Origin of the sequence: Micromonospora chersina (assembly GCF_900091475.1) — a bacterium.
GTDB classification, from domain to species: Bacteria; Actinomycetota; Actinomycetes; order Mycobacteriales; family Micromonosporaceae; genus Micromonospora; species Micromonospora chersina.
In genome coordinates this window covers 6,053,083-6,076,799 of sequence record NZ_FMIB01000002.1, presented here as the reverse complement: position 1 = coordinate 6,076,799, position 23,717 = coordinate 6,053,083, and the positions used below count along the sequence as shown (strand labels likewise).

22 protein-coding genes are annotated in these 23,717 nt (G+C 74.1%); 10 read left to right on the top strand and 12 right to left on the bottom strand.

The window, feature by feature from the left end; translation table 11 throughout:
• Both GA0070603_RS28350 and GA0070603_RS28345 read right to left on the bottom strand, forming a co-directional pair.
• Window positions 1-675 carry a response regulator gene (locus tag GA0070603_RS28350; protein WP_091320122.1) on the bottom strand — a complete coding sequence of 225 codons (675 nt, stop codon included), beginning with the start codon at window positions 673-675 and terminating at the stop codon, window positions 1-3.
• Window positions 627-1,925 (bottom strand): sensor histidine kinase, encoded by a 1,299-nt coding sequence (locus GA0070603_RS28345; protein WP_244282633.1) that lies wholly within the window; start codon window positions 1,923-1,925, stop codon window positions 627-629. Before GA0070603_RS28345 ends, GA0070603_RS28350 begins: the two co-directional genes overlap by 49 nt.
• A 151-nt stretch (window positions 1,926-2,076) precedes the next feature.
• On the opposite strand from GA0070603_RS28345, the gene GA0070603_RS28340 reads away from it, so the two are divergent.
• Window positions 2,077-4,185 carry an MMPL family transporter gene (locus GA0070603_RS28340; RefSeq protein WP_091320118.1) on the top strand — a complete coding sequence of 703 codons (2,109 nt, stop codon included), beginning with the start codon at window positions 2,077-2,079 and terminating at the stop codon, window positions 4,183-4,185.
• A gap of 82 nt (window positions 4,186-4,267) precedes the next feature.
• Here GA0070603_RS28340 and GA0070603_RS28335 read toward each other — a convergent pair whose 3' ends face one another.
• The 4 genes from GA0070603_RS28335 to GA0070603_RS28320 form a co-directional block, all read right to left on the bottom strand.
• Window positions 4,268-5,392: a glycosyltransferase family 4 protein gene (locus GA0070603_RS28335; RefSeq protein ID WP_091320114.1), complete on the bottom strand. Its 1,125-nt coding sequence runs from the start codon at window positions 5,390-5,392 to the stop codon at window positions 4,268-4,270.
• Window positions 5,389-6,648 (bottom strand): M48 family metallopeptidase, encoded by a 1,260-nt coding sequence (locus GA0070603_RS28330; protein WP_091320111.1) that lies wholly within the window; start codon window positions 6,646-6,648, stop codon window positions 5,389-5,391. Before GA0070603_RS28330 ends, GA0070603_RS28335 begins: the two co-directional genes overlap by 4 nt.
• 99 nt (window positions 6,649-6,747) lie before the next feature.
• A complete protein-coding gene (locus tag GA0070603_RS28325; RefSeq protein WP_091320108.1) occupies window positions 6,748-6,960 on the bottom strand; it encodes a hypothetical protein in 213 nt (70 codons plus the stop codon).
• A gap of 132 nt (window positions 6,961-7,092) precedes the next feature.
• Window positions 7,093-8,493, bottom strand: coding sequence for an NYN domain-containing protein (locus GA0070603_RS28320; protein WP_091320105.1), 1,401 nt, complete (start codon window positions 8,491-8,493; stop codon window positions 7,093-7,095).
• 127 nt (window positions 8,494-8,620) lie between these two features.
• Here GA0070603_RS28320 and GA0070603_RS28315 point away from each other — a divergent pair, with 127 nt between their 5' ends.
• From GA0070603_RS28315 to GA0070603_RS28295, 5 genes are all read left to right on the top strand, one after another.
• Window positions 8,621-10,378: a DEDD exonuclease domain-containing protein gene (locus GA0070603_RS28315; RefSeq protein WP_091322382.1), complete on the top strand. Its 1,758-nt coding sequence runs from the start codon at window positions 8,621-8,623 to the stop codon at window positions 10,376-10,378.
• 127 nt (window positions 10,379-10,505) lie between these two features.
• Window positions 10,506-12,296: a RelA/SpoT family protein gene (locus GA0070603_RS28310; RefSeq protein ID WP_091320101.1), complete on the top strand. Its 1,791-nt coding sequence runs from the start codon at window positions 10,506-10,508 to the stop codon at window positions 12,294-12,296.
• A gap of 49 nt (window positions 12,297-12,345) precedes the next feature.
• Window positions 12,346-12,885, top strand: a complete 540-nt coding sequence (locus GA0070603_RS28305; protein ID WP_091320098.1) for an NUDIX hydrolase — start codon at window positions 12,346-12,348, stop codon at window positions 12,883-12,885.
• On the top strand, window positions 12,882-13,760 hold the full coding sequence (locus tag GA0070603_RS28300; RefSeq protein ID WP_091320095.1) for a nucleotidyltransferase family protein: 879 nt from the start codon (window positions 12,882-12,884) through the stop codon (window positions 13,758-13,760). The genes GA0070603_RS28305 and GA0070603_RS28300 overlap by 4 nt, the downstream gene beginning before the upstream one ends.
• 52 nt (window positions 13,761-13,812) lie before the next feature.
• A complete protein-coding gene (locus GA0070603_RS28295) occupies window positions 13,813-14,100 on the top strand; it encodes an Lrp/AsnC family transcriptional regulator (RefSeq protein WP_091122500.1) in 288 nt (95 codons plus the stop codon).
• A 60-nt stretch (window positions 14,101-14,160) separates the two neighbouring features.
• Here GA0070603_RS28295 and GA0070603_RS28290 read toward each other — a convergent pair whose 3' ends face one another.
• The 5 genes from GA0070603_RS28290 to ctaE all read right to left on the bottom strand — a co-directional run bounded on the left by GA0070603_RS28290 (window position 14,161) and on the right by ctaE (window position 19,342).
• The gene (locus GA0070603_RS28290) at window positions 14,161-14,841 is read right to left on the bottom strand and encodes a DUF4142 domain-containing protein (RefSeq protein ID WP_091320092.1); all 681 of its coding nucleotides are present in this window, start codon (window positions 14,839-14,841) and stop codon (window positions 14,161-14,163) included.
• Between the two features lie 211 nt (window positions 14,842-15,052).
• Complete coding sequence (qcrB, locus tag GA0070603_RS28285) at window positions 15,053-16,684, bottom strand: cytochrome bc1 complex cytochrome b subunit (RefSeq protein WP_091320088.1); 1,632 nt, start codon at window positions 16,682-16,684, stop codon at window positions 15,053-15,055.
• The gene (gene qcrA / locus GA0070603_RS28280; protein WP_091320084.1) at window positions 16,681-17,769 is read right to left on the bottom strand and encodes a cytochrome bc1 complex Rieske iron-sulfur subunit; all 1,089 of its coding nucleotides are present in this window, start codon (window positions 17,767-17,769) and stop codon (window positions 16,681-16,683) included. The genes qcrB and qcrA overlap by 4 nt, the downstream gene beginning before the upstream one ends.
• A gap of 67 nt (window positions 17,770-17,836) precedes the next feature.
• Complete coding sequence (gene qcrC / locus GA0070603_RS28275) at window positions 17,837-18,670, bottom strand: cytochrome bc1 complex diheme cytochrome c subunit (protein WP_091320081.1); 834 nt, start codon at window positions 18,668-18,670, stop codon at window positions 17,837-17,839.
• Between the two features lie 72 nt (window positions 18,671-18,742).
• Window positions 18,743-19,342, bottom strand: coding sequence for an aa3-type cytochrome oxidase subunit III (ctaE, locus tag GA0070603_RS28270; RefSeq protein WP_091320077.1), 600 nt, complete (start codon window positions 19,340-19,342; stop codon window positions 18,743-18,745).
• 108 nt (window positions 19,343-19,450) lie between these two features.
• Between ctaE and GA0070603_RS28265 the strand changes: the two genes are divergently transcribed.
• From GA0070603_RS28265 to GA0070603_RS28250, 4 genes are all read left to right on the top strand, one after another.
• Window positions 19,451-20,404, top strand: a complete 954-nt coding sequence (locus GA0070603_RS28265) for a cytochrome c oxidase assembly protein (protein ID WP_091320073.1) — start codon at window positions 19,451-19,453, stop codon at window positions 20,402-20,404.
• Window positions 20,405-20,495: 91 nt separating this feature from the next.
• Window positions 20,496-20,894 carry a response regulator gene (locus tag GA0070603_RS28260; protein WP_091320070.1) on the top strand — a complete coding sequence of 133 codons (399 nt, stop codon included), beginning with the start codon at window positions 20,496-20,498 and terminating at the stop codon, window positions 20,892-20,894.
• 238 nt (window positions 20,895-21,132) lie between these two features.
• Entirely contained in the window at window positions 21,133-22,179 is a 1,047-nt protein-coding gene (gene trpD / locus GA0070603_RS28255) for an anthranilate phosphoribosyltransferase (protein ID WP_091320067.1), read from the top strand.
• 118 nt (window positions 22,180-22,297) lie between these two features.
• On the top strand, window positions 22,298-22,507 hold the full coding sequence (locus GA0070603_RS28250; protein ID WP_091320064.1) for a hypothetical protein: 210 nt from the start codon (window positions 22,298-22,300) through the stop codon (window positions 22,505-22,507).
• A gap of 776 nt (window positions 22,508-23,283) precedes the next feature.
• On the opposite strand, the gene GA0070603_RS28245 is transcribed toward GA0070603_RS28250, so the two are convergent.
• Entirely contained in the window at window positions 23,284-23,709 is a 426-nt protein-coding gene (locus GA0070603_RS28245; protein ID WP_091320061.1) for a cytochrome c oxidase subunit 4, read from the bottom strand.
• Between the last annotated feature and the right edge of the window lie 8 nt (window positions 23,710-23,717).

Here is a 23,717-nt window from a genome sequence, read left to right as displayed (position 1 = left end):
TCAGGCCGGGGTGCGCGGCCGGCGGCCGTCCTCACCGTGCAGGTACGCCAGCACGGCCAGCACCCGCCGGTTGTCGTCGCCGGACGGCGGCATCCGCAGCTTGCTGAAGATGTTGTTGATGTGCTTGTTGACCGCCTTCTCGGTGACGAAGAGCCGGGCCGCGACCGCCGCGTTGGACCGGCCCTCGGCCATCAGGCCGAGCACCTCCCGCTCCCGGGCGGTCAGCTCGTCCAGCGGCCCCGCCCCGGACCGGCTGGCCAGCAACTGGGCGACCACCTCCGGGTCCATCACCGTGCCGCCGGCGGCCACCCGGCGCACCGCGTCGACGAACTGGTCCACGTGGGACACCCGGTCCTTGAGCAGGTAGCCCACCCCGCCGAGGCGGTCGGAGAGCAGCTCCCGGGCGTAGAGCTGCTCGACGTGCTGGGACAGCACCAGGATCGGCAGCCCGGGGATCTCGGCGCGGGCTCGGATGGCGGCCTGCAACCCCTCGTCGGTGAAGGTGGGCGGCAGCCGCACGTCGAGCACCGCGACGTCCGGGCGGTGCGCGGTCAGCGCGGGCAGCACCGACGGTCCGTTGTCGACGGCCGCGACCACCTGGCAGCCGAACGCCTCCAGGATGCGGATCAGCCCGTCCCGGAGGAGGGCGAGATCCTCGGCGATGACAACTCGCACGGCAGCTCCATGGCGATGACGGTGGGCCCACCGGCCGGACTGGTCACCACCATCGTCCCATCGAACGCGGCCAGGCGACGCCCCATCCCCGCCAGGCCGCCGCCCGCCGCCGCGTCGGCCCCGCCCCGCCCGTCGTCACCGACCACGATGGTCAGCCGCCCGTCGCTGTGACCCAGCTCGACCCAGGCCCGGGACGCCCCGCTGTGCTTGCTCACGTTCGCCAGCCCCTCGGCCACCGCGAAGTACGCGGCGGACTCCACCGGGGCGGCCGGGCGGCCCGGCAGGTCGACGGTCACCGCCACCGGCAGCGGCACGGCCAGCGCCAGCGCGCGTACGGCGCCCGCCAGGCCGCGCTCGGCGAGCACCGGCGGGTGGATGCCGCGTACCAGCCCGCGCAGCTCCGCCAGGGCCTGCCCGCTGGTCTCCCGCGCCTCGGCGAGCAGCCGCCGCACCGCCTCCGGGTCGTCCCCCACGAGCTGCTCGGCCAGGCCGATGCTCATGCTCAGCGCGACGATCCGGGCCTGCGCACCGTCGTGCAGGTCCCGCTCGATCCGCCGCAGCTCGGCCGCCTGCGCGTCCACCGTCTCGGCGCGGGTGACGGTGAGCTGGCGGACCCGTAGCGCCAGCTCGGCCGTGCGGGTGGGCGGCAGGAAGAACCGGGCGAAGGCCAGGTGGACCCAGACCAGCCAGCGCCCCGCGGCCACTCCGCCGACCAGGAACAGTGCGCCCAGCGGGAAGCAGAGCAGCGCCTCGACGAGGTTGTCGATCGGCCAGAACGGGCCGTAGCCGAAGCCGACGGTCAGGTGCAGCACCAGCGGGACCCCGAGCAGGCCCTCCAGGCCGTACACCGGCAGGACGAAGGCGGCCAGGCAGACCGCGCCGGTAACCGCGCCGGGCAGCAGCCAGGACAGGTCACGCCAGGTGGCCGGGTCGCTCACCACCCAGCGGAACCGCCGCCAGGTGCCGAACTGCGCGCCCGCCGGGGCCGGCAGGTAGGGCGTGGCCATCTCCGTCCCGCCCCACCGGGCCAGCCGGCGGTGCAGACCGACGCAGAGCCGGACCAGCGCGGTGACCACCGGGAATAGCGCGAACCCCACGCCGAACACCGGGATCAGCAGCAGCGACACCAGGGACAGCACGAAGAGCGCGACGTGCGTGGCCAACGCCAGCAGGGCGATCAGCAGCCCCTGCGCGGCGGTGACCGCGCCGGGCCGGATCCAGGTGCGGAGCAGTCCGCGTACGCCGTCCACGGGCCCATTCTGCGGCACTGTCCCCGCCGGATCGGTGGTGCTGGCACCACCCGGGGCGGCGCGCTGGCACCCCTGACCCGCGCCGGCCCGGACCGAAGGATCGAAGGCGGGGTCGCCGACCCCGCAACCGTGACGACGAAAGGGAACTCGGATGTCCCCGCATCGCCTGGCCGGCCTGCCCGCCGGCCGCCGCGGCAAGTACGCGGTCCTCCTGCTCTGGCTGGCGCTGCTCGTGGCGGCCGGCCCGCTCGCCGTCAAGCTCGGCGAGGTCCAGGACAACTCGACGCTCGGCGCGCTGCCGGCCGGCGCCGAGAGCAGCCGGGCCGTGCAGCGCGCCGAGACGGCCTTCCCCGGCTCGCGGCACCCGCTCGCCATCGCCGTCTACGTCCGCGACACCGGGCTCACCCCGGCCGACCGGGCCCGGGTCGACGCCGACCGCGCCGCCTTCGCCGCGTACGCGGACGGCGGGGCGGTGTCCCCGCCGGTGGCCTCCGCCGACGGTCGGGCGCTGCTGCTCTCCCTACCGGTCAGCCTGGACGACGAGCGGCGCGCCGACGCGGTCGGCGCGCTCAAGGACCGGCTGGCCGACGGCGCGCCGCCCGGCCTGCGGACCGCGCTGACCGGAGAGGCGGCTGCCGAGCACGACGTCTTCGACGCGTTCGACGGGATGGACGGCGCGCTGCTGCTGGCCACCGCGCTCACCGTCGCCCTGCTCCTGCTTGTCACCTACCGCAGCCCGGTGCTGTGGCTGATCCCGCTCGTCGCGGTGGCCGTGGCCAACCAGCTCGCCGGGGCGGTGGTCTACCTGCTGGCCCGGCACGCCGGGCTGGCCGTCGACTTCCAGAGCCAGACCATCCTCACCGTGCTGGTCTTCGGCGTCGGCGTGGACTACGCCCTGCTGCTCATCGCCCGCTACCGGGAGGAGCTGCGCCGGCACGCCGACCGGCACGCCGCCATGGCGGTCGCGCTGCGCCGCTCGGCCGGCGCGGTCTGCGCGTCGGCGGCGACCGTCGCGATCGGACTGCTCTGCCTGCTCGCGGCCGATCTGCCGGCCACCCGCGGCCTGGGCCCGGTCGGCGCGGTCGGCATCGCCGCGGCGCTGCTGGCCATGACCACCCTGCTGCCCGCAGTGCTGGTGCTGTGCGGCAGGTGGCTGTTCTGGCCGTTCGTGCCCCGGTACACACCCGGCGCCGACACCCGCGACCGCGCCGCCGACCACGGGGTGTGGCGGCGGATCGCCGGCCTGGTCGCCGGCCGGCCCCGGGCGGTCTGGCTCGGCACCGCCGCCGCGCTGGCCGCGCTGGCCCTGGGCATCGGCAACCTCGGCCTGGGCCTTCCCGACGACGAGTCGTTCACCACCGAGGTCGGCTCGGTCGCCGGCCAGCGGCTGATCGCCGCCCACTACCCGGGCGGCTCGGCAGCGCCGGCCGAGATCCTGGCCGCCGCCGGTACGGCCGACCGGGTGGTGGCCGCCGCCCGCGCGGTGCCCGGGGTCGCCGAGGTGGGCGCGCCCGAGCCCTCGGCGGACGGCCGGTGGGTCCGGGTGCCGGCCGTGCTCGCCGGCGCGCCGGACAGCGACGCCGCCCGGGACACGGTGACCCGGCTGCGAGCAGCCGTGCACGCGGTGCCCGACGCGCGGGCCCTGGTCGGGGGGCGGACGGCCACGCTGCTCGACGAGGAACGCACGGTGAACCGGGACAACCGGGTGGTCATCCCGCTGGTGCTCGCGGTCGTCCTGGTCATCCTCGTGCTGCTGCTGCGGTCGCTGGTCGCGCCGCTGCTGCTGATGGCCAGCGTGGTGCTGTCGTACGCGGCTGCCATGGGTGCGGCCGGGCTGGTGCTCGACGCCCTGGGCCACCCCCGGCTCTTCGTCGGGGTCCCGTTGCAGGCGTTCCTGTTCCTGGTGGCGCTCGGTGTGGACTACACCATCTTCCTGATGACCCGGGCCCGCGAGGAGGTCGCCCGGATCGGGCACCGGCCGGGCGTGCTGCGCGCGCTCGCCGTCACCGGCGGGGTGATCACCAGCGCGGGCGTGGTGCTGGCCGCCACCTTCGGCGCGCTGCTGGTGCTGCCGCTGGTGCCGTCGGTGCAGATGGGCGTCATCGTGGCGCTGGGCATCCTGCTCGACACCCTGCTGGTGCGCAGCCTGCTGATCCCGGCGCTGACCCTGGACCTCGGCGCGCGCACCTGGTGGCCGGGGCGGCTGGCCCGCCGGTCGCCGCGGCCGGTCGCGGCGGAGCCGGCCCTCGCCCGCACCTGACCACCCGCTTCACGTGGCGGCCCCGGCCCGACGCCGGGGCCGCCGGCCTCGGACCGCTCCGGCCTGGCGGCCCGCCCGTGGGTCAGCCGGCGAGCAGGGCGGCCATCCGCTCGGCCTGGGTCTCCCAGCGCCACTCGCGCTCCACCCAGGCCCGGCCGGCCGCGCCGAACTGGCGGGCCAGGTCCCGGTCGGCGAGCAGGGTCGCCACCCGGTCGGCGAGCTGGGCCACGTCCCGGCCGCGGACCACGTAACCGGTCTCGCCCTCGCGGACCGCGTCCGGCGCGCCGCCGGAGTCGCCGGCCACCACCGGCAGCCCGGTCGCGCTGGCCTCCAGGTAGACGATCCCCAGGCCCTCGACATCCAGGCCGCGGTTGCGGGTGCGGCAGGGCATCGCGTAGACGTCGCCGGCCGCGTAGTGGGCGGGCAGCTCGGCCGAGGGCACCGACCCGGTGAACACCACGTCGCGTTCCACACCGGTCTGCCGGGCCAGCTTCTCCAGCGTCGCCCGGTAGGGGCCGCCGCCGACGACCAGCAGCGCGGCGTCCGGCACCCGGCGGCGGATCTCCGGCATCGCCCGGATGAGCATGTCCTGCCCCTTGCGCGGGACCAGGCGCGACACGCACACCACCACCGGCCGGTCGGCCAGCCCCAGCCGCAGCCGCACCCGTTCGCCGTCGACGCCCGGGTGGTAGGTGTCCACGTCGACGCCCGGCGCGAGCCGGCGCAGCTCGGTCACCCCGTCGAGCACCCGGGCCAGCCGGACCCGGGTGTACTCACCGAGGTAGGTGGTGACGTCCACACCGCGGCCGATCCGGCGCAGCGCCGACCGGGCGCCGGGCAGCGCGGCCCAGCCGGCCTCGTGCCCGTGGGTGAGCGCCACCGCCCGGCGGATCCCGGTCCGCCGCCGCAGCCCCGCCGCGAGCAGCCCCAGCGGGGCCGCCGCGCCGAACCACACCGTGTCGCAGTCGTACGCCCGCGCCAGCCGCGCCGCCCGGCGGGCCACCAGCGGGGTGGGCAGCAGCACCTTGGTGCGCTCCCGGACCACCTCGAACGGCTGGTCCGCGTCGAACTTGGCCGCGCCGCGCCAGCTCGACGCGTAGACCACCACGGAGCCCGGTGGCTGGCGCACCGCCAGGTGGTGCACGAACGACTGGATGCCGCCGGGGCGGGGCGGGAAGTCGTTGGTGATCAGCAAGGTGCGGCTCATCCGCCGGACTCCCTGGCGTAGGCGCGGGCGGCGGCCATCCGCTCCACGGTGGACGGGTGGGACGCCGACCAGAGGTACTCCCAGCGCGGCGGGTCGGGGTCGGCCAGGTTGACCCCGGCCAGCCGGCGCTGCATCGCCTCGAAGGTGACCGGGTCGCCGGTGAGCGCCAGCGCGTGCGCGTCGGCGCGGGCCTCCACCCGCCGGGAGACCAGCGCCTGCACCGGCGTGGCCACCAGGCCCGCGACCGTGACCAGCGCGATCAGCAGCGGGAACGCCCGGGGCTGGGCGATCGAGTCGACGCCGGCCAGCCGCAGCAGCGGCGTCCAGGAGCCGATCAGGTAGAGCGCCACCACCGCGGCGGCGGCGCCCAGCGCCCCGGTGAGCGTGCCCGTCCAGACGTCCCGGTCCTTGGCGTGCCCCAGCTCGTGGGCGACCACGCTCGTCACCTCCGCCGGGTCGGCCTCGCGCAGCAGGGTGTCGTAGACGACCACCCGCCGGGTCGGCCCCAACCCGGAGACGTACGCGTTGACCGCCCGGGTCCGCCGCGAGGCGTCGGCGACCAGCACGTCGCGTACCGGCACGCCGTCACGGGCGGCCAGGCTGGTCAGCTCGGTGCGCAGCGGGCCGGGCTCCATGGGGGTGAACCGGTTGAACACCGGCTCGACAAGCACCGGCAGCACGAACGACAGCAGCACCACGAGGGCGGCGGCGCCGGCCGCGCCGAACGCCCACCACCAGCGCGGCGAGAGCCGGACCACCGTGTAGAACCCGAGCAGGACGAGCGCGCCGATGACCGCGCTGACCGCGTACGACTTGAGCAGGTCGACAGCCCAGCCGCCCCAGCCCTGGGTGCTCAGCCCGTAGCGGTTCAGCACGGTCTGCCGCCAGGCGGCGAAGGGCAGGGTGAGCAGGTCGGCGAGGAACATCACGGCCAGCCCGCCGAGCACCGCCTGGGCCGCCCAGTGGCCGCCGAAGGGCCGGCCGGCCAGCTCGACCAGGCGCCCGCCGAGCGGGGTGAGCCCGAGCAGCAGGGCCACCACCAGGCCGACGGCGAGCGCCGACCAGCCGGCCGGGCGCAGCGCGCCGTGGAAGGCCCGGCCCCGGGCCACCTGGTCGACGGGGAGCGCGCGCAGCGCCGCGAGCTGGTCGGCGCGGGGCGCCGGTGGCCGGCTCCACGGCACGAGCAGGGCCGCGGCGACGAGCAGCGCCACGGCCAGTCCGGCCAGGGTCAGCACCGCCCAGCCGCGCGGGGTCACCGCCCCACCCGCCGTACCCGAGTCATGCCGCTCCCCTCCCGCCGTGAGGGCCCATCCTAAGGCCCGGCGCGGGCCGGGTGGCCGCGGTGCCGCGGGGGATCAGGCGACCCGGCGGCGGCGGACCGGCTTCCGGGGAGCGGGCGGGGCGGGCAGCACCTGCACCTCGAACCCGGCCCGGGCGAACACCTCGATCGCCCGGTGCTCGGCGGGGCCCAGGTCGGCCGCCGCGGCGCCGGTGTCGAGCAGCGCGGTCACCAGGCAGCCGGAGCACCCGGCGCCGCGGATCCCGCAGGTGTCGCAGTCGATGAGCATCAACGCCTCCTGACGCGTGGCCGGTGGCGGAACGGAGAGCCGGCCACCACCGTCGGTCACCACGAGGCTAGGCCGGGGGTATGACAGAACCGGACAACGAGGCAGCACCCACCCCGAATACGATCATCGGCCTCAGGACCGGGCGAGCCGCCGCAGCAGCGAGTCGGCCCCGAGCGGGTAGGCGCCGTGCCGGCGCACCCCGTCGGCGACCTCGCGGTCGGAGGAGACCACCACCACCGGCCGGCCGGCCGGCTCGGCGCGGACCAGCCGGCGGATCAGCTCGTCCGCCGTCTCCCCCTTGCGGGAGAAGAGCACCCGCACCCCGCGCGGGGTGGGCGGCAGCCCGTGGATGCGCTCGGCGCCGTCGAAGACGACGGTGACCTCGTCGCCGGTCTGCGCGGCGATCCCGCCCAGCCCGCTGATCAACCGCTTGCGCTGCTGCTCCAGCGACATCTCGCCGAAGCCCCGCTTGGTGACGTTGTAACCGTCCACCACCAGGTGCGCCTTGGGCAGGGCGAGCAGCTGGTCGAGCCGGGCCGGGTCGTCGGTGTCCCGCGCCCGGGCCGCGGCACCGGCCGGGGTGGCCGCCGACTGGTCGGCGAACGCGTCGGCCACGAAGTCGGCGGGCAGCTTCTCCACCGGGTCCAGGGCCAGCTCGCGGCGGAGCCCGACGGCCGCCTGGCCGATCGTCTCCAGCAGCAGCCAGAGCTTCGCCTCGTCGACCGAGCGGGCCTCCTTGGCGCTGACCCGGGCCACCCCCGCCGCGGCCTCCGCCTCGGCCAGCCGGGCCCGGGCGCGGCGCAGCTCCGCGTCCGCGTCGGCCGCCGCGCGGGCCGCCCGGCCCCGCTCGGTGGCCAGCATCTCGGTGGCCTTGCGCTCCCGGGCCTGGGTCTCCCGGAGGGTACGGGTGAGCTGGCGCGCCTCCTCGCGGAGCTGACCCAGCTCCTCGCGGACCCGGGCCAGCTCGTCGCGGAGCTTCTCCGCCTCTACCCGGGCCACCGCCCGGTCGTGCTCGGCGCGGGTGGCCCGCTGCTCGGCCTCACGGACCAGCTCGGCCACCACCGCGCTGTCCGCCTCGGCGCGCACCGCGGCGCCGCTGGCCTCGATCAGCTCCCGCCAGCCGCGGGGCCGGGCCAGGTAGGCCAGGGCGGCCACCTCGACCGGGTCGGCCGCGGCCGGGGCGGTGCCCTCCACCACTGCCGCGCCGAGGTCGCCGGCGTCGGTGAGCACCCGGGCGGTGACCCGCTGCCGGAACAGCGGGTCGGCGGTGAGCTGGGCGGCGATGGCCGGAGCGCCGAGCCGGGCGCGCCGGTTGGGGGCGAACTTCGCCACCCGGCGCAGCGGCACCGGCACCTCGTCGGCGGCCAGGCCGGGCAGCACCGCGGCGGTGAGCGCCACGATCCGCTGCCGGACCGGCTCGGGCAGGGTCGGCTCCGGCTCCAGCGGGGCCGAGGGGCTCTCACCGGCGTCGTGCGCGCCGACCACCGGCTCCTCCGCGGAGGAGTGGTCGTCGTGCGGCTCGGTGAGGGGCATGTGGCAAGTCTCCCACCCCGAACGGGCCCACCGCCCGGTGAGTGAGCCGATCTCTCATCCTACCGCCGTGGTAGCGATTGGTACTGGTGGGACGGGAGTGTCGGACCCCGCCGCTAGCGTGCCGCGGGTGACGCGAGCGGAGTACGTCCAGGAGGCGCTGGCCGGCCTGGACCGGGCGGCGGGCACGGGGGTCGACCCCGCGCTGCCGCTCTACGCGACCACCTTCGTGGTGGTCGACCTGGAGACCACCGGCGGCGCGCCGGACGGCGGCGGGATCACCGAGATCGGCGCCGTGAAGGTGCGCGGCGGCGAGGAGCTGGGCGTGCTCGCCACCCTGGTCAACCCGGGGGTGCCGATCCCGCCGTTCATCACCGTGCTGACCGGCATCACCCAGGCCATGCTGCTCCCCGCCCCGCCGATCGAGCAGGTGCTGCCGAGCTTCCTGGAGTTCATCACCGACGCCGTGCTGGTGGCGCACAACGCCCCCTACGACGTGGGCTTCCTCAAGGCCGCGTGTGCCCGGCACGGCTACCCCTGGCCCAACCCGCGCGTGCTGGACACCGCCGCGCTGGCCCGCCGGGTGCTCACCCGCGACGAGGTGCCCAACCGCAAGCTGGGCACCCTGGCGGCCTACTTCCGCACCGCCACCCAGCCGACCCACCGGGCGCTCGACGACGCCAAGGCGACCGTCGACGTGCTGCACGGGCTGATCGGCCGGCTCGGCGGGCACCGGGTCGACACCGTCGGCGAGGCCATCGAGTTCGCCCGGGCGGTCACCCCCACCCAGCGCCGCAAGCGGCACCTCGCCGAGGGGCTGCCGAAGGTGCCCGGCGTCTACATCTTCCGGGCCGCCGACGACCGGCCGCTCTACGTCGGCACCTCCGGCGACATCGCCACCCGGGTGCGCAGCTACTTCACCGCCGGCGAGAAGCGGGCCCGGATCTCGGAGATGCTGGCCGCAGCCGAGCGGGTGGAGGCCGTCGAGTGCGCCCACTCCCTGGAGGCCGAGGTGCGCGAGCTGCGGCTGATCGCCGCGCACGCGCCGCCGTACAACCGGCGGTCGAAGTATCCCGAGCGCCAGGTCTGGCTGAAGCTGACCGACGAGGCGTACCCGCGGTTGTCGATCGTGCGCGACCTGGCCCCCACCGACTCGGCCTACCTGGGCCCCTTCCGCTCCAAGCAGGCCGCCGAGCTGGCCGCCGCCGGGTTCCACGACGCGGTGCCGCTGCGGCAGTGCACGCACCGGCTGTCCCGGCGCACCACCATGCCGGCCTGCGCGCTGGCCGAGCTGGGTCGCTGCCCGGCGCCCTGCGAGCACCGGATCACCCCGGAGGAGTACGACCAGCGCGCCGCCGTCCCGTTCCGCACCGCCACCCGGGACGACCCGCAGGTGGTGGTGGACGCCCTGCTGGCCCGGATCGAGGTGCTCTCCGGCGCCCGGCGCTATGAGGAGGCCGCGGTGGTCCGCGGCCGGCTCGCCGCGGTGCTGCGCGCGGCGGTCCGGATGCAGCGGCTGGCCGCGCTGACCGGCATCGCCGAGCTGGCCGCCGCCCGCCCGGCCGCCCGGGGCGGCTGGGAGCTGGCCCTGGTCCGGCACGGCCGGCTGGCCGGGGCCGGGGTGTCCCCGCCGGGTGTCCACCCGCGACCGACGATCAACGCGATCCGGGCCACCGCCGAGACGGTCCTGCCCGGGCACGGTCCGGTGCCGGCCGCCACCGCCGAGGAGACCGAGCGGATCCTGTCCTGGTTGGAGCGACCGGAGACCCGGCTCGTGGAGACCTCGGCCGGGTGGGCCTCGCCAATCGCCGGCGCGGGCCGGTTCCGGGACCTGTTGACCAAGGCGGAGAACGGCGCGTCCCACCAACTCTCGACCGAACGCTCATGACCAAGTGTCCGATCGGACTACGTCAACTCCCTTAGGCTGTTAGAGAAGTGCAGTCCTGCCCGATTCGCGGGCCTGCTCCCGGTTGCCGGCTCCGGCGACCCGGGGCCGGGGTGAGGAGGTGTCCCAGGTGGACGTCGACGCCGGACACGGCGCCGCCCTGGGCGGCGCCCTTCCGACCCAGCCCGGCGAGCTGCCGCTCTCCCGCCGGCTGCGCTCCCTGCTCACCTGGCCCACCACCGACGGCGACCCGGTCACCGCGCTGGTCCGCGCCCATCGCGGCATCCATCCCAGCGCCGACGCGTCGGTCCTGCGGCGGGCCTACACGATCGCCGAGAACATGCACCGCGGCCAGTTCCGCAAGAGCGGCGAGCCGTACATCACCCATCCCCTCGCGGTCGCCCAGATCTGCGCCGACCTCGGGATGGACACCACCACCCTGGTCGCCGCCCTGCTGCACGACACCGTCGAGGACACCCGCTACACCCTCCAGGCGCTCCAGGAGGACTTCGGCCGTCAGGTGGCCCACCTGGTCGACGGGGTGACCAAGTTCGACAAGGCGTTCTACGGCAAGGCCGCCGAGGCGGAGACCGTCCGCAAGATGATCGTGGCGGCCGGCAAGGACGTCCGGGTCCTGATCATCAAGCTGGCCGACCGGCTGCACAACATGCGCACCCTCGGGGTCCGTTCGGCCGCCTCCCGGGAGCGGATCGCCCGCAAGACCCAGGAGGTGCTCGTCCCGCTCTGCGACCGGCTGGGCATCCAGACCCTCAAACGCGAGCTGGACGACGTGGTGCTGCTGCACCTGCGACCGGAGGAGCACGCGCGGATCGCCCGCTTCGTGCACGACCGGCCGGGCTGGGACGCCTACCTGGACGACGTGGTGACGAAGACGCGGGTGGCGCTGCGCCGCAGCCGCGTGGACGCCGAGGTCGGTCCCCGCCCCCGGCACCTCTACTCGATCTGGAAGGACACGGTGGCCGGCGACCACGCCGCGCCCTACGACCTGCCCCGCATCGCCATCGTGGTGGACGGCCCGGCCACCGACTGCTACGCCGCGCTCGGCGCGGTGCACGGGCTCTGGCGGCCGGTGCCGGGCCGCTTCAAGGACTTCATCGCCTCACCCAAGAACAACCTCTACCGCTCCCTGCACACCAGCGTCTGCGGCCCGCAGGACCGGACCGTCGAGGTGCTGATCCGCACCGAGGAGATGCACCGCTCCGCGGAGTACGGCGTCGCCGCCCACTACCGCTTCCCGCGTGCCACCGGCCGGGCGGGCGACCGGGCGGACGAGCTGGCCTGGCTGCGCCGGGTGCTCGACTGGGAGCAGGAGACGGTCGACCCCACCCAGTTCATGGAGTCGCTCCGCTGTGACCTGGCCGAGGCGCAGATCCAGGTGGTCGCCGACGGGCGGCAGGTGGTGCTGCCGGCCGGGGCCACCCCGGTCGACCTCGCCTACGAGCTGGGCACCGAGCGGGGCGACCACTGTCTCGCCGCGCGGATCAACGGCCGGTTGGCCCCGCTCTCCTCCGAACTGGAGGAGGGCGACGTGGTGGAGATCTTCACCGAGAGCGACGCGGAGAGCGGCTTCGAGGCCGACGTGGCGCCGCGCGGGCCGCGCCGCGAGTGGCTCGGCTTCGTGAAGTCCCCGCACGCCCAGATGCAGATCAACCGCTGGTTCGCCGAGCACACCGAGCCGGGCATCTCGATCGCCGACAAGGTCCGTCTCGGCCGGGCCACCATCGGCCTGGCGCTGCGCAAGCACGACCGGGGCCTGGCCAGCGACCTGCCGCTGCTGCGGCTCTCCGAGGAGCTGGGCTACCCCGACCTGGAGACCCTGCTCGTGGCGGTCTTCGACCGCACCGTCGAGCCGGACACGGTGGTCCGGCAGCTGATCGATCTGGTCGACCACCGGCAGTAGGTGAGCACCGCTCAGCCACGGGCGACACCCGGCCACTAGCCTTACAGGCATGATCCCCCGCGCGCGTGCCACCGGACGGGCCCTCGGCTACCAGATCTTCTACCGGCTGCCGGTGCCGCTGCGGCGCCGGCTGGTCCGGCTCGCCGTGCCGAAGTACATCGTCGGCGCGGTCACCCTGGTGCGGGACGCCGAGGCCGAGGGGGCGGGCCGGATCCTGCTGCTGCGCCAGCCGCCCGGCCACAGCTGGACCCTCCCGGCCGGGCTGCTGCAGCGCGGCGAGGCGCCGGTGGTCGGGGCGGCCCGCGAGCTGTACGAGGAGTCCGGCATCCGGCTCTCCCCCGAGCGGCTCCGGCCGGCCGTGCCGAACGCCGTGGTGCACGCCAAGGGCTGGGTGGACGTGGTCTTCGAGGCCGAGGTGCCGGCGTCCCGCACCGAACTGGCGGTGGACGGCGCCGAGGTCTTCGAGGCCGCCTGGCACCCGCTGGACGACCTGCCCCGGCTGAGCCGGGCCACCGCCAACCTGCTCCGCCACTACGGCATCGGCCCGCGCGCGGGTGAGGTCCCGCCGGCGGCGCCACCCGCCGCGTGACCGCTCCCGCGACCGGGCCCGGCTGGCGCGCCGCCGTGGACGTCTGCGCCGTGGTGCTCGCCGCCGGCGAGGGCACGCGGCTGCGCCCGCTCACCGCGCACCTGCCGAAGGCGCTCTGCCCGGTCGGCAACGTGCCGCTGCTCGACCGGGCGCTGGACCGGCTGGCCGGGCTGGGCCTGGCCGGGCCGGACCGGGTCGCGGTGAACGCCTGCTACCTGGGCGGGCAGGTGGTGGCGCACGTGGGCGCCCGCGCGCACCTGTCGGTCGAGCCGGGCGACCCGCTCGGCACCGCCGGCGGGCTGGGCAACCTGCGCGACTGGATCGCCGGGCGGGGGGTGCTGGTCGGCAACGCCGACGCGTACCTCGCCGACCCGGACACCCCGCCGGGGCCGGACGTGGCGGCGCTGCTGGACGGCTGGGACGGGCGGAGCGTACGCCTGCTCGGCCAGCCGGCCGACGACCCGGCGGCGCCCGGCACCTTCGACGGCCACCGGTTCGTGGGGTTCTCACTGCTGCCGTGGCGGCTGGTCCGGGAGCTGCCGGCGGCCTTCGGCGACCTGGTCCGGGCGGTGTGGCGACCGGCGGAGGCGGCCGGCGCGCTCACCGTCGTCCCCTGGCGGGGCACCTTCTACGACACCGGCACCCCGGCCGACTACCTGGCCGCGAACCTGCACGCCGCCGGCCCCGGCGGCCTGGTCGACCCGTCCGCCACGGTCGACGGGCCGGTGACCCGCTCGGTGGTCGGGGCGGGCGCCGTCGTGCGCGGGGCGGTGGACCGGTCGGTCGTGTGGCCCGGCGCGACGGTCGCCGCGGGCGAACGCCTCAGCCAGGTGATCCGGGCCGGCGGCGACCTCACCGTCCCGGCGGCCCCGTGACCCGCGGAGCCTCTAGCATGGGCCTCGACGCCGACGAACGGAGAAATGTCCCGTGATCACCGCGATCGTGCTGATCGACTGCGCCACCGACTCCATTCCCGAGGTGGCCGAGACGCTGGCCAACCTGCCCGGCGTCAGCGAGGTCTACTCGGTGGCCGGGCACGTCGACCTGATCGCCATGGTCCGGGTCCGCGAGTTCGAGCAGATCGCCCAGGTCATCGCCGGCAGCATCTCCAAGGTGCCCGGGGTCATCAACACCGAGTCGCACATCGCGTTCCGCGCCTACTCCCAGCACGACCTGGAGGAGGCGTTCGCGATCGGGCTGGCCAACGCCGACTGACCGCACGCGGGTGGCCGGCCCGCCCCCGTGGGGCGGACCGGCCACCGTCGGCCGTACGCGTCAGCTCTGGCCGGGCGCCGGGGTCTCCGTGGTGCCCGGAGCGGGCGCCTCGGTGCCGGTGCCACCCGGGGCCGGCGACTCGGTGCCGCCCGGAGCCGGCGACTCGGTGCCGGTGCCGCCCGGGCTGGGCGTGCCGCTGCCGCTGGTCTGCGGGACCGGGACGCCCAGGGTCTGGGCCAGGGCCACCAGCGCGTCGTAGTGCGCCTGGAGGACCGGCAGGGCGTCCTGGGCGATCTGGACCACCGACTGCTCGGAACCCTGCGAGATCTCGGTCTGGGTCGCCTGGATGGCCTGGACGTGGCCGGCCAACTGGGCGGTCACCCACGCCTTGTCGAACTCGGCGCCGCTCAGGTTGTTCAGCCGGTCCAGGACCTTCTGCTGGTCGGCCGTCGGGTCGGACGGCAGCTGGACGTTGAGCTGCTGGGCGGTGGACTGCACCGTCTGGTCCAGCTGGGTGTGGTCCGTGACGAACATCTTGCCCAGGTCCTTGACCTGCTGGTTCTGGCCCTTCTGCTGCGCCAGGTTACCGGCGGTGATCTCGAACAGGTTCACCTGGTGCACCGCCTGCAGGTACTGGCTGTCCTGCGTCGACGGCTGTGCCGCGGCCTGGGCCGCCGCGGCCGGCGCCAGCCCCACGAGCACCAGCGCGGCCAGCAGGCCCAGGCGTTTGATTCCCAACATGCTTTCCCCCCCTTGAGACGTTGGACCGCACGGATACCCGGCTGACCGGGGTTATTCCTGCGATTCCACCCGTCCGTGTCAGGGGGTGGCGGGGCACCGGAGGGGGGCCGACGGGCGTCCGCCGGGCGGAACGGGACGGCAGGGCCGGAAAACGGCCGTGGCGCCCGCCGGATGATCCGGCGGGCGCCACGGTCAGTCGTACCCGGGTGGGTCAGCGGCGGCTCTCGCCGCTGCCGATCTCCTCCCGCTCCGGTCGGGGCTCGACCGGCGGGTGCCCCGGCGAGACCGGCGCCTCGGCCGGCTTCTCGATCGGGTAGAAGAAGCCCCGGATGGCCGGGCCGAGGGCCCCGAGCCGGTTCATCTTCTTCGGCACCACCCAGCCGACGTAGTCCAGCGCGGGGCCGTGGCCGTCGTGCCCGTCGGTCGGGGTGAGCGGCTGGTGGACCTCGACGAACCGGCCGTCGGGCAGCCGCTTGATGATGCCGGTCTCCACGCCGTGGGCCAGCACCTCCCGGTCGTGCTGCTGGAGACCCAGGCAGATCCGGTAGGTGAGGTAGTAGGCGATCGGCGGGACGACAAGCAGGCCGATCCGGCCCGCCCAGGTCATCGCGTTCAGGCTGATGTGGAACTTGTCGGCGATGACGTCGTTGCCGCCCGAGAGGGTCAGCACGATGAAGAACGCCACGGCCATCGCGCCAGCCGCGGTCCGGGCCGGCACGTCCCGGGGCCGCTGGAGCAGGTTGTGGTGCTTGTAGTCCTTGAGGCGGCGCGCCTCCAGGAACGGGTAGAACAGGGAGATCATCACCAGGATGCCGGGAAGCACGACGGTCGGCCAGAACAGCGGCGGGATCACGTAGCCGTCCCCGATCGGGATGCTGATCTCCCAGGCCGGCATGAGTCGGGTCGAGCCGTCGAGGAACATGACGTACCAGTCGGGCTGGCTGGCGGCCGAAACCACCCACGCCTCGTACGGGCCGAAGTACCAGATCGGGTTGATCTGGAACAGGCCACCCATCAGCGCGATCACGCCGAAGACGACCATGAAGAAGCCGCCCTGCTTGAGCGCGTAGCGCGGGAACATCCGCTCGCCGACCACGTTCTCGTTGGTCCGGCCGGGGCCGGGCCACTGGGTGTGCTTCTGCTTGAAGACCAGGCCCAGGTGGACGCTGATCAGCGCCACCAGCAGGCCCGGGATGAGCAGCACGTGGGCGATGAAGAACCGGCTGATGATGATGGTGCCCGGGAACTCCCCGCCGAAGATCGACGAGGTGACCCAGGACCCGATCACCGGGATCGACAGCATGATGCCGGAGGCGATCCGCAGGCCGGTGCCGGAGAGGCCGTCGTCCGGCAGCGAGTAGCCGGTGAAACCGGCGAGGAAGCCCACCCAGAACAGCAGCGAGCCGATGATCCAGTTGGTCTCCCGCGGCTTGCGGAACGCGCCGGTGAAGAACACCCGCAGCATGTGCACCACGATCGACGCCATGAACAGCAGCGCCGCCCAGTGGTGCATCTGCCGCATGACCAGACCGCCCCGGACGTCGAACGACAGGTCCAGGCTGGAGGCGTAGGCGGCCGACATCGGGGTGCCCCGCAGCGGGGCGTAGCTGCCGTCGTAGACCACCTCGGTCATCGCCGGCTCGTAGAAGAACGTCAGGAAGACGCCGGTCAGCAGCAGGACGACGAACGAGAAGAGCGCGATCTCGCCCAGCAGGAAGGACCAGTGGTCGGGGAAGACCTTGTTCAGCAGCTTGCGCAGCGGGGTCGCCACCTGGAAGCGGTCGTCCACCGCCCCGGCGCTCTTGGCCGGCAGCGCGGCCGCATCAAACTTTCGGCGCTTCATGGCCGCTCCCAGAAGTCGGGACCGATGGTTTCGGTGTAGTCGGACCTCGCCACGAAGAAGCCCTCCTCGTCCACCTCGATCGGCAGCTGGGGCAGCGGCCGGTTCGCCGGGCCGAAGACCGGCTTGGCGTTGTCGGTGATGAGGAACTGCGACTGGTGGCAGGGGCAGAGCAGCCGGTTGGTCTGCTGCTCGTAGAGGCTGGCCGGACAACCGGCGTGCGTGCAGATCTTGGAGAACGCGACGTAGTTGCCCCACATGTAGTCGCCGTGGCCCTTGCGCTCGTTGGCGGCGCGCGACTTCTGCGCGTCGTCCTCGCGCAGGTGGATCAGCAGGGTCGGCGAGTCGGCGTGCTTGTTGCTTACGCCGCCCTCGATGCCCGGGAACACGGTGAGCTGGCCGCCGACGCTGACGTCCGCCGGGCGGATCGGGCGGCCGTCCTCGCGGATCAGCCGGATCCGCTTGCCGTCCGAGGCCGGCTTGAAGCCGGTGGTGAACATCTGGTTGTTCTTGTGCGGGTCCGAGATCAGGCCACCGACAAGCGGCGCCGCGACGACCGCACCGACCGGCGCCAGGCCGGCGAGCAGCGAGATGCCGAGCAGCGGACGGCGCTTCACGCCGAGCTCGTCGGCCATGTAGAGCATCGTCTCGCCGGTGATCCGGCGGTCCTCCGGGGAACCCGGCTGGTCGTGCCGGTCCTGGATCGAGACCTCCTTGGGCAGCAGCTTCTTGCCCCAGGTGAGGATGCCGAAGCCGATGCCGAGGAGCGCGACGCCCAGGGTCAGGCCGAGCAGTGGGGTGTAGAACTTGTCGCCGCCGCGACCGGCCTCCCACTTCCACGGCCACCAGATGTAGATGACCAGGAAGGCGGTGGCCGCGGCGCCGGTCAGCAGGAACATCGTCGCGACCGTGCGGGTCAGCCGGCGCTCCGCCTTGCTGCCCGGGACCACCTGCGGCTCGTAGTGGACGATCTCGATGTCGTCCCGCCGCGCGCCCTCCTGGACGATCTCGAACCGGGAGAGCCGGGGGTCGTTCACGTCGAGCGGCTCCCGGCCCTGCGGGGCCTGGTGCTCGGTGTGGGTGCTCATGCCGTCACCTCGCTACGGGTGACGCCGGGGGTCGGCGCCACAGCACTGAAACGAATGATCCGCCCGGTCACGACTTGCCCGCAATCCACAGGCTCGTGAAGACCAGCGCGACGATGCCGACCAGGAAGATCGCGAGACCCTCGGTCGACGGGCCGTACCGGCCCAGGTTGAAACCGCCCTGGTCCTGGGTGTTCTTCAGGTTCTCCTGGATGTAGGCGATGATGTCCGCCTTCTCCTCCGGAGAGATCTGGTTGTCGCCGAACACCGGCATGTTCTGCGGGCCGCTCAGCATGGCGGCGTAGATCTGCCGGTCGCTGGCCGGCTTCAGGCTCGGCGCGTACTTGCCCGAGGAGAGGGCGCCGCCACCGGCGCCGAAGGCGTGGCACTGCGAGCAGTTGATCCGGAACAGCTCACCACCGGTGGAGATGTTCGCGCCCTCGCGCAGGTCGCCCTGCGGCACCTGCGGGCCGCCGCCGAGCTCCTGGATGTACTGGCCGAGCTGGCGCACCTGCTCGTCGGTGAACGCCGGGGGCTTGCGCATGGCCTGGGCTTCCTGCCGGGCCATCGGCATGCGACCGCTGCTGACCTGGAACTCGACCGAGGCCGACCCGACGCCGATCAGGCTCGGGCCGCGTCCCTCGACGCCCTGGGCGTTGCGACCGTGACAGGTCACACAGCTCACGTCGAACAGCGCCTTGCCCTCGTTGGCGGCGGCGCTCAGGGGCGGGTTGTCCTGCGCCTGCACGCCGGGGGCGAAGACGGTGTAGGCGCCGCCGGCCAGCATCAGCGCGGCGGCCAGCCGGACCGCGGCACCCAGCCGGCGGCGGCCCCTGCTGCGCGCTACGGGCCGCCCGCGCAGGCGCGCGAGCAGACCGCGTCGGCGGTCGTTGTCAGAAGTCATGACCTGTGTCCTTAACCGGTTGGACCTTGTCTCAGGGGACGGAGCAGCGGCGCGGTACGTGACGCGCCAAGATCACTGGAGCCAGTAGATCATGGCGTAGAGCCCGATCCACACGACATCGACGAAGTGCCAGTAGTAGGACACGACGATCGCCGAGGTCGCCTGCGCCGGGGTGAACCGGCCCATGGTGGTGCGGATCATGAAGATGACGAACGCGACCAGACCGCCGGTCACGTGCAGGCCGTGGAAGCCGGTCGTCAGGTAGAACATCGACCCGTAACCGTCTTCGTTGATCTTGACGCCCTCGTGCACCAGGTTGCGGTACTCGTTCGCCTGACCGAGGACGAAGATGAGGCCCATCACGAAGGTGATCGTGAACCACCGACGGAGGGCGTGGACATCGCCCTTCTCGGCCGCGAAGACACCGAGCTGGCAGGTCACCGAGGACAGCACCAGGATCACCGTGAAGGTGGTCGCATAGGGGATGTTCAGGATCTCGGTGTGCTTCTCCCACTGCTCCGGCGCCGCCGCGCGGATCGAGAAGTACATCGCGAACAGCGCCGCGAAGAACATGAGTTCGCTGGAGAGCCACACGATCGTCCCGACGCTGACCATGTTGGGTCGGGTCAGGGAGTGGATCCGGCTCTTGTCAATGGCTGGGGCCGCAGTCACGCGGTCATTATTGCCCTTGACCGGGACCGACGATCAGCGGGGTGCCAAACCTGTGCCATCAGTGGCCCGATCGGGGTCGTCCGCTTCGCCTGACCTACCCTGAAAAGCGTGCTGCACGTCGATCCGATCTTCGCCCCCACCTCGGTGGCCCCGGCGACACTCGCGGCGGGGGGCGAGGCGGTCCCGCCGCCGTTCACCGTGGCCCGGGTCCTGACCGAGACCCGGCTGGACAGTTGGCTCGCCCTCGGCCTCGTGCTGGCCGCCGGTCTCTACCTCTACGGGGTGTACCGGCTGCGGTTGCGCGGCGACCGCTGGCCGGTGGTCCGTACCGTCTGCTTCCTCGTCCCGGGCCTGGGCGGCATCGCCGCGGTCACGGTCAGCGGGCTGGGCGCCTACGACACCGCCCTGCTGTCGGTGCACATGGTCCAGCACATGGTGCTGTCCATGATCGCGCCGATCTTCCTGGCGCTCGGCGCGCCCGTGACGCTCGCCCTGCGCACCCTGCCGGTGCGCCCGCGCAAGCGGCTGCTGGCGATCGTGCACAGCCGGATCGCCCGGGTCTACAGCTTCCCCCTGGTGGCGTTCGCCATCTTCGTGGTGAACCCGTTCGCCCTCTACTTCACCGGCCTGTACGAGATCACCCTCCGGCACGAGTGGGCGCACGAGCTGGTGCACGCGCACTTCATCATGACCGGCTGCGTGTTCTTCTGGCCGCTGCTCGGCCTCGACCCGCTGCCCGGGCGCTGGCCGTACCCGGCCCGGGCGCTGCTCATGCTGCTCTCGGTGCCGTTCCACACCGTGCTCGGGCTCACCATCATGCAGAGCACCACCCTGCTCGGCGGCGACTGGTACCCGTCGCTGCACCTGAGCTGGTCCGATCCGTGGAACGACCAGGTGGTCGCCGGTGGCGTGCTCTGGGCCGGCGGCGAGTTCGTCAGCGTCACCATGCTGGCCGTGCTGGTCGTGCAGTGGATCAAGCAGTCCGAGCGCGAGGCCCGCCGCCTGGACCGCGAGCTCGACCGCCAGGAGGCTCGCCAGCGCGCCGCCGAGGCGAGCGCCTGACGGGCACCGGGGCACGCCAGGGCGGGGCGATCGGCCGGATGTGACGCCCGCTACGATCAGCGGGCAGCTACGAGGTGGGAGCCACGTCACGATGAGCGATCGTCTTTGCACCGTCCTGCTCTACAGCGACGACCCGAAGGTCCGTGACCGGATGCGACTCGCCGTGGGCACCCGGCCCGCGCCCGGGCTCGAGATCGAGTTCGTCGAGGCCGACGACTACGCCGGCTGCGTCCGGCTGGTCGACGACTACGAGATCGACCTGCTCCTGCTCGACGGCGAGGCGAGCCCCGGCGGCGGCCTCGGCATCGCCCGCCAGATCAAGGACGACCGGGACGACGCCCCGCCGACGTGCGTGGTGCTGGCCCGCGCCGCCGACCGCTGGCTGGCCGCGTACGCCGAGGTCGACGCCACCCTGACCCACCCGCTCGACCCGGTGACCGCCGGCACCACCGTCGCCGAGCTGCTGCGGCGCACGCACGCCGCGGCCTGAGCCACCCTTCGGCGACTCCGGCTCGGGGCACGCGCCGCGACCCGGAGTCGTCGTCCCGGCGCCACGGCGACGCGGCCGTGGCACCGACCCCGGCCATGATCCGGCCCTCGGGCCGGACGGCGCCGACGGGCGGATGACGGCCACCGGCCGTGGTCCGGCCCGCCGCACCGCCCGTCCGGCGCCACGGACCGGATGACGGCCGCCCCACCCGCTCACACCCCCGCTCGGGAGGCCCGCCATGGGCGAACGGACCTGGCCGCTTCTGCTCAACGCGCTGCTGCGCGGTGAGGAGCTCTCCACCGCCGACACCGCCTGGGCGATGGGCGAGATCATGGCCGGCTCGGCCACCCCGGCCCAGATCGCCGGCTTCGCCGTGGCCCTGCGCACCAAGGGCGAGACACCGGCCGAGCTGGGCGGCCTGGTCGAGGCCATGCTGACCCGGGCCGTCCCGGTGACGCTGCCGGAGGAGGTGCGGGCCGGCGCGCTGGACGTGGTGGGCACCGGCGGCGACCTCGCCCACACGGTGAACATCTCCACCATGGCCGCGCTGGTGGTCGCCGGCGCCGGCGTCCGCGTGGTCAAGCACGGCAACCGGGCCGCCTCGTCCTCGTGCGGCACCGCGGACGTGCTGGAGTACCTCGGCGTCCCGCTGGACCTGGACCCGGAGCAGGTGGCCCGCTGCGTGACCGAGGCCGGCATCGGCTTCTGCTTCGCCGCCCGGTTCCACCCCGGTATGCGCCACACCGGCCCGGTCCGCCGCGAGATCGGCGTGCCCACGGCGTTCAACTTCCTCGGCCCGCTGACCAACCCGGCCCGCCCGCGGGCCGGCGCCGTGGGCTGCTTCGACCCGCGGATGGCTCCGGTGATGGCGGCCGTCTTCGCCGCCCGCGGCGACTCGGTCATCGTGGTGCGCGGCGAGGACGGGCTGGACGAGTTCAGCACGGGCGCGCCGACCCGCGTCTGGGTGGCCCAGCAGGGGGCCGTCAGGGAGGCGCTGCTGGACGCGACCGAACTCGGGGTACCCCGGGCCACCCTGGCCGACCTGCGCGGCGGTGACGCGGCGTACAACGCCGGCGTGGTCCGGCGGCTGCTGGCCGGTGAGACAGGCCCGGTCCGCGACGCCGTGCTGGTGAACGCCGCGGTCGCGCTGGCCACCCAGGGCCCGCTCGACGGCGACCTGCACGAGGCGCTGCGCGCCGGCCTGGTCCGGGCCACCGAGTCGATCGACTCGGGGGCGGCCGCCGGCGCCCTGGAGCGCTGGCTGGAGGTGGCCGGCTCGCTCTGAGCCCGGGTGCCGTCCGGTTTTGTCGGACCCGCGTGCCAAACTACACGGGAGTAATTTTCCGTTTTCCGCCGATGGCGCCACCGCCCGTCGGCGGGCACCGGAGCGAGAGGAGACGCCCGTGTCGGACCGCGAGCTCTACTGCGACGGCTGCGAGGGCGTCGTGCTCTTCGAGGCGCCCCCCTGCGTCGACGGGCACGACGCCGACTGCCCGGAGTTGGTCTGCACCGGCTGCGGGGCGGCCGTGCTCATCGCCACCTTCGCCTTCCCCGCCCCGCGGCTGCACCACCGCCGCCGCGCCACCCGCACCCCCCACCGCCAGGCCGCCTGACCCCGGGTCGACGCTCGCCACGGTCGTCTCCGGGCCACCGGCCGCGCCGTAGAACGACGCGACCCCGCCGGCGCCCGAGAGCCGCGATGCCCGAGCCTGGCGACCCGGCACGCTGACACCGCCACCGGCGCCCGCCCCGACCCGCCACACCCGACGCTCGCCGACCGCCGGCGGCCGGGGGGACTCCCTCTTCCGGGCCACCCCCGCCCGCCGCCCGTCGCCCGTCGCCCGTCGCCCGTCGCCCGTCGCCCGTCGCCCGAAGGACCAGAGCACCTCCGCAGGCGGCAGGCGCGCGCAACGGGCCCGCCGCCGTGCGCACGAGTTCACCCAACCCTCCGCCGGTCCACGCCGCCCACCCACCGCAAGCACACCACCGCCGCGGCGCGCTGCGCCGCCAGGGCGGCCACGTCGCCGCCGCGGTCAGCCTCCGCTCGGCCACCCGGACGCCCGGTCTTGGACACCTACGTTCGCCTCGAACGACAACTGTCCAAGATCCCCCGCCGCCCGCAACGATCATGAGGTTCGCCGCGACAAAGAGGGCGAACCGCACCGCCAACCTCATGATCAACAACGAAACCCGCCGGCCCTGCCGACGATCATGAGGTTGGCGGCGGCGGAAAGGGCGAAACACGCCGGCAACCTCATGATCGACGCACGACAGCGGGAGGCGAGGGCGGGAGGCGCGCTACAGCGGGAGGCGCGGGGCAGCGGAGTGCGCGGAGACGCGGAAGGCCCGCGGCCCCTGAGGGGCGCGGGCCTTCCGGTGGTGGGTCGGGTCAGTGCTCGGCGGTGCGGCGGGTGCCCGAGTAGTACTCGAAGAGCAGGCCGCAGGCGGCGAAGACGACAGTCACGAGGCCCAGGCCGATCAGCCAGAACTGCCAGAAGACCAGGCCGAGACCCGCGATCGCGGCGGCCAGGGCCAGGCCGAACGGCCAGTAGCTGCCCGGGCTGAAGAAGCCGATCTCGCCGGCGCCGTCGGCGATCTCGCCGTCCGGCCGGTCCTCCGGACGCAGGTCGATGCGCCGCGAGACGAACCAGAAGAAGCCACCGCACATGGCGCAGAGCAGGAACGACAGCAGCAGCGCGACGGTGCCGATCCACTCGACCCGGCCGCCGTCGCCGTAGGTCCACGCGCCGTAGAGGATCGTCGCGCCGAGGAGGAACGTCGCGATGGTGAGGAAGATCTTCCACTCGGTCTTCATGCCGGACC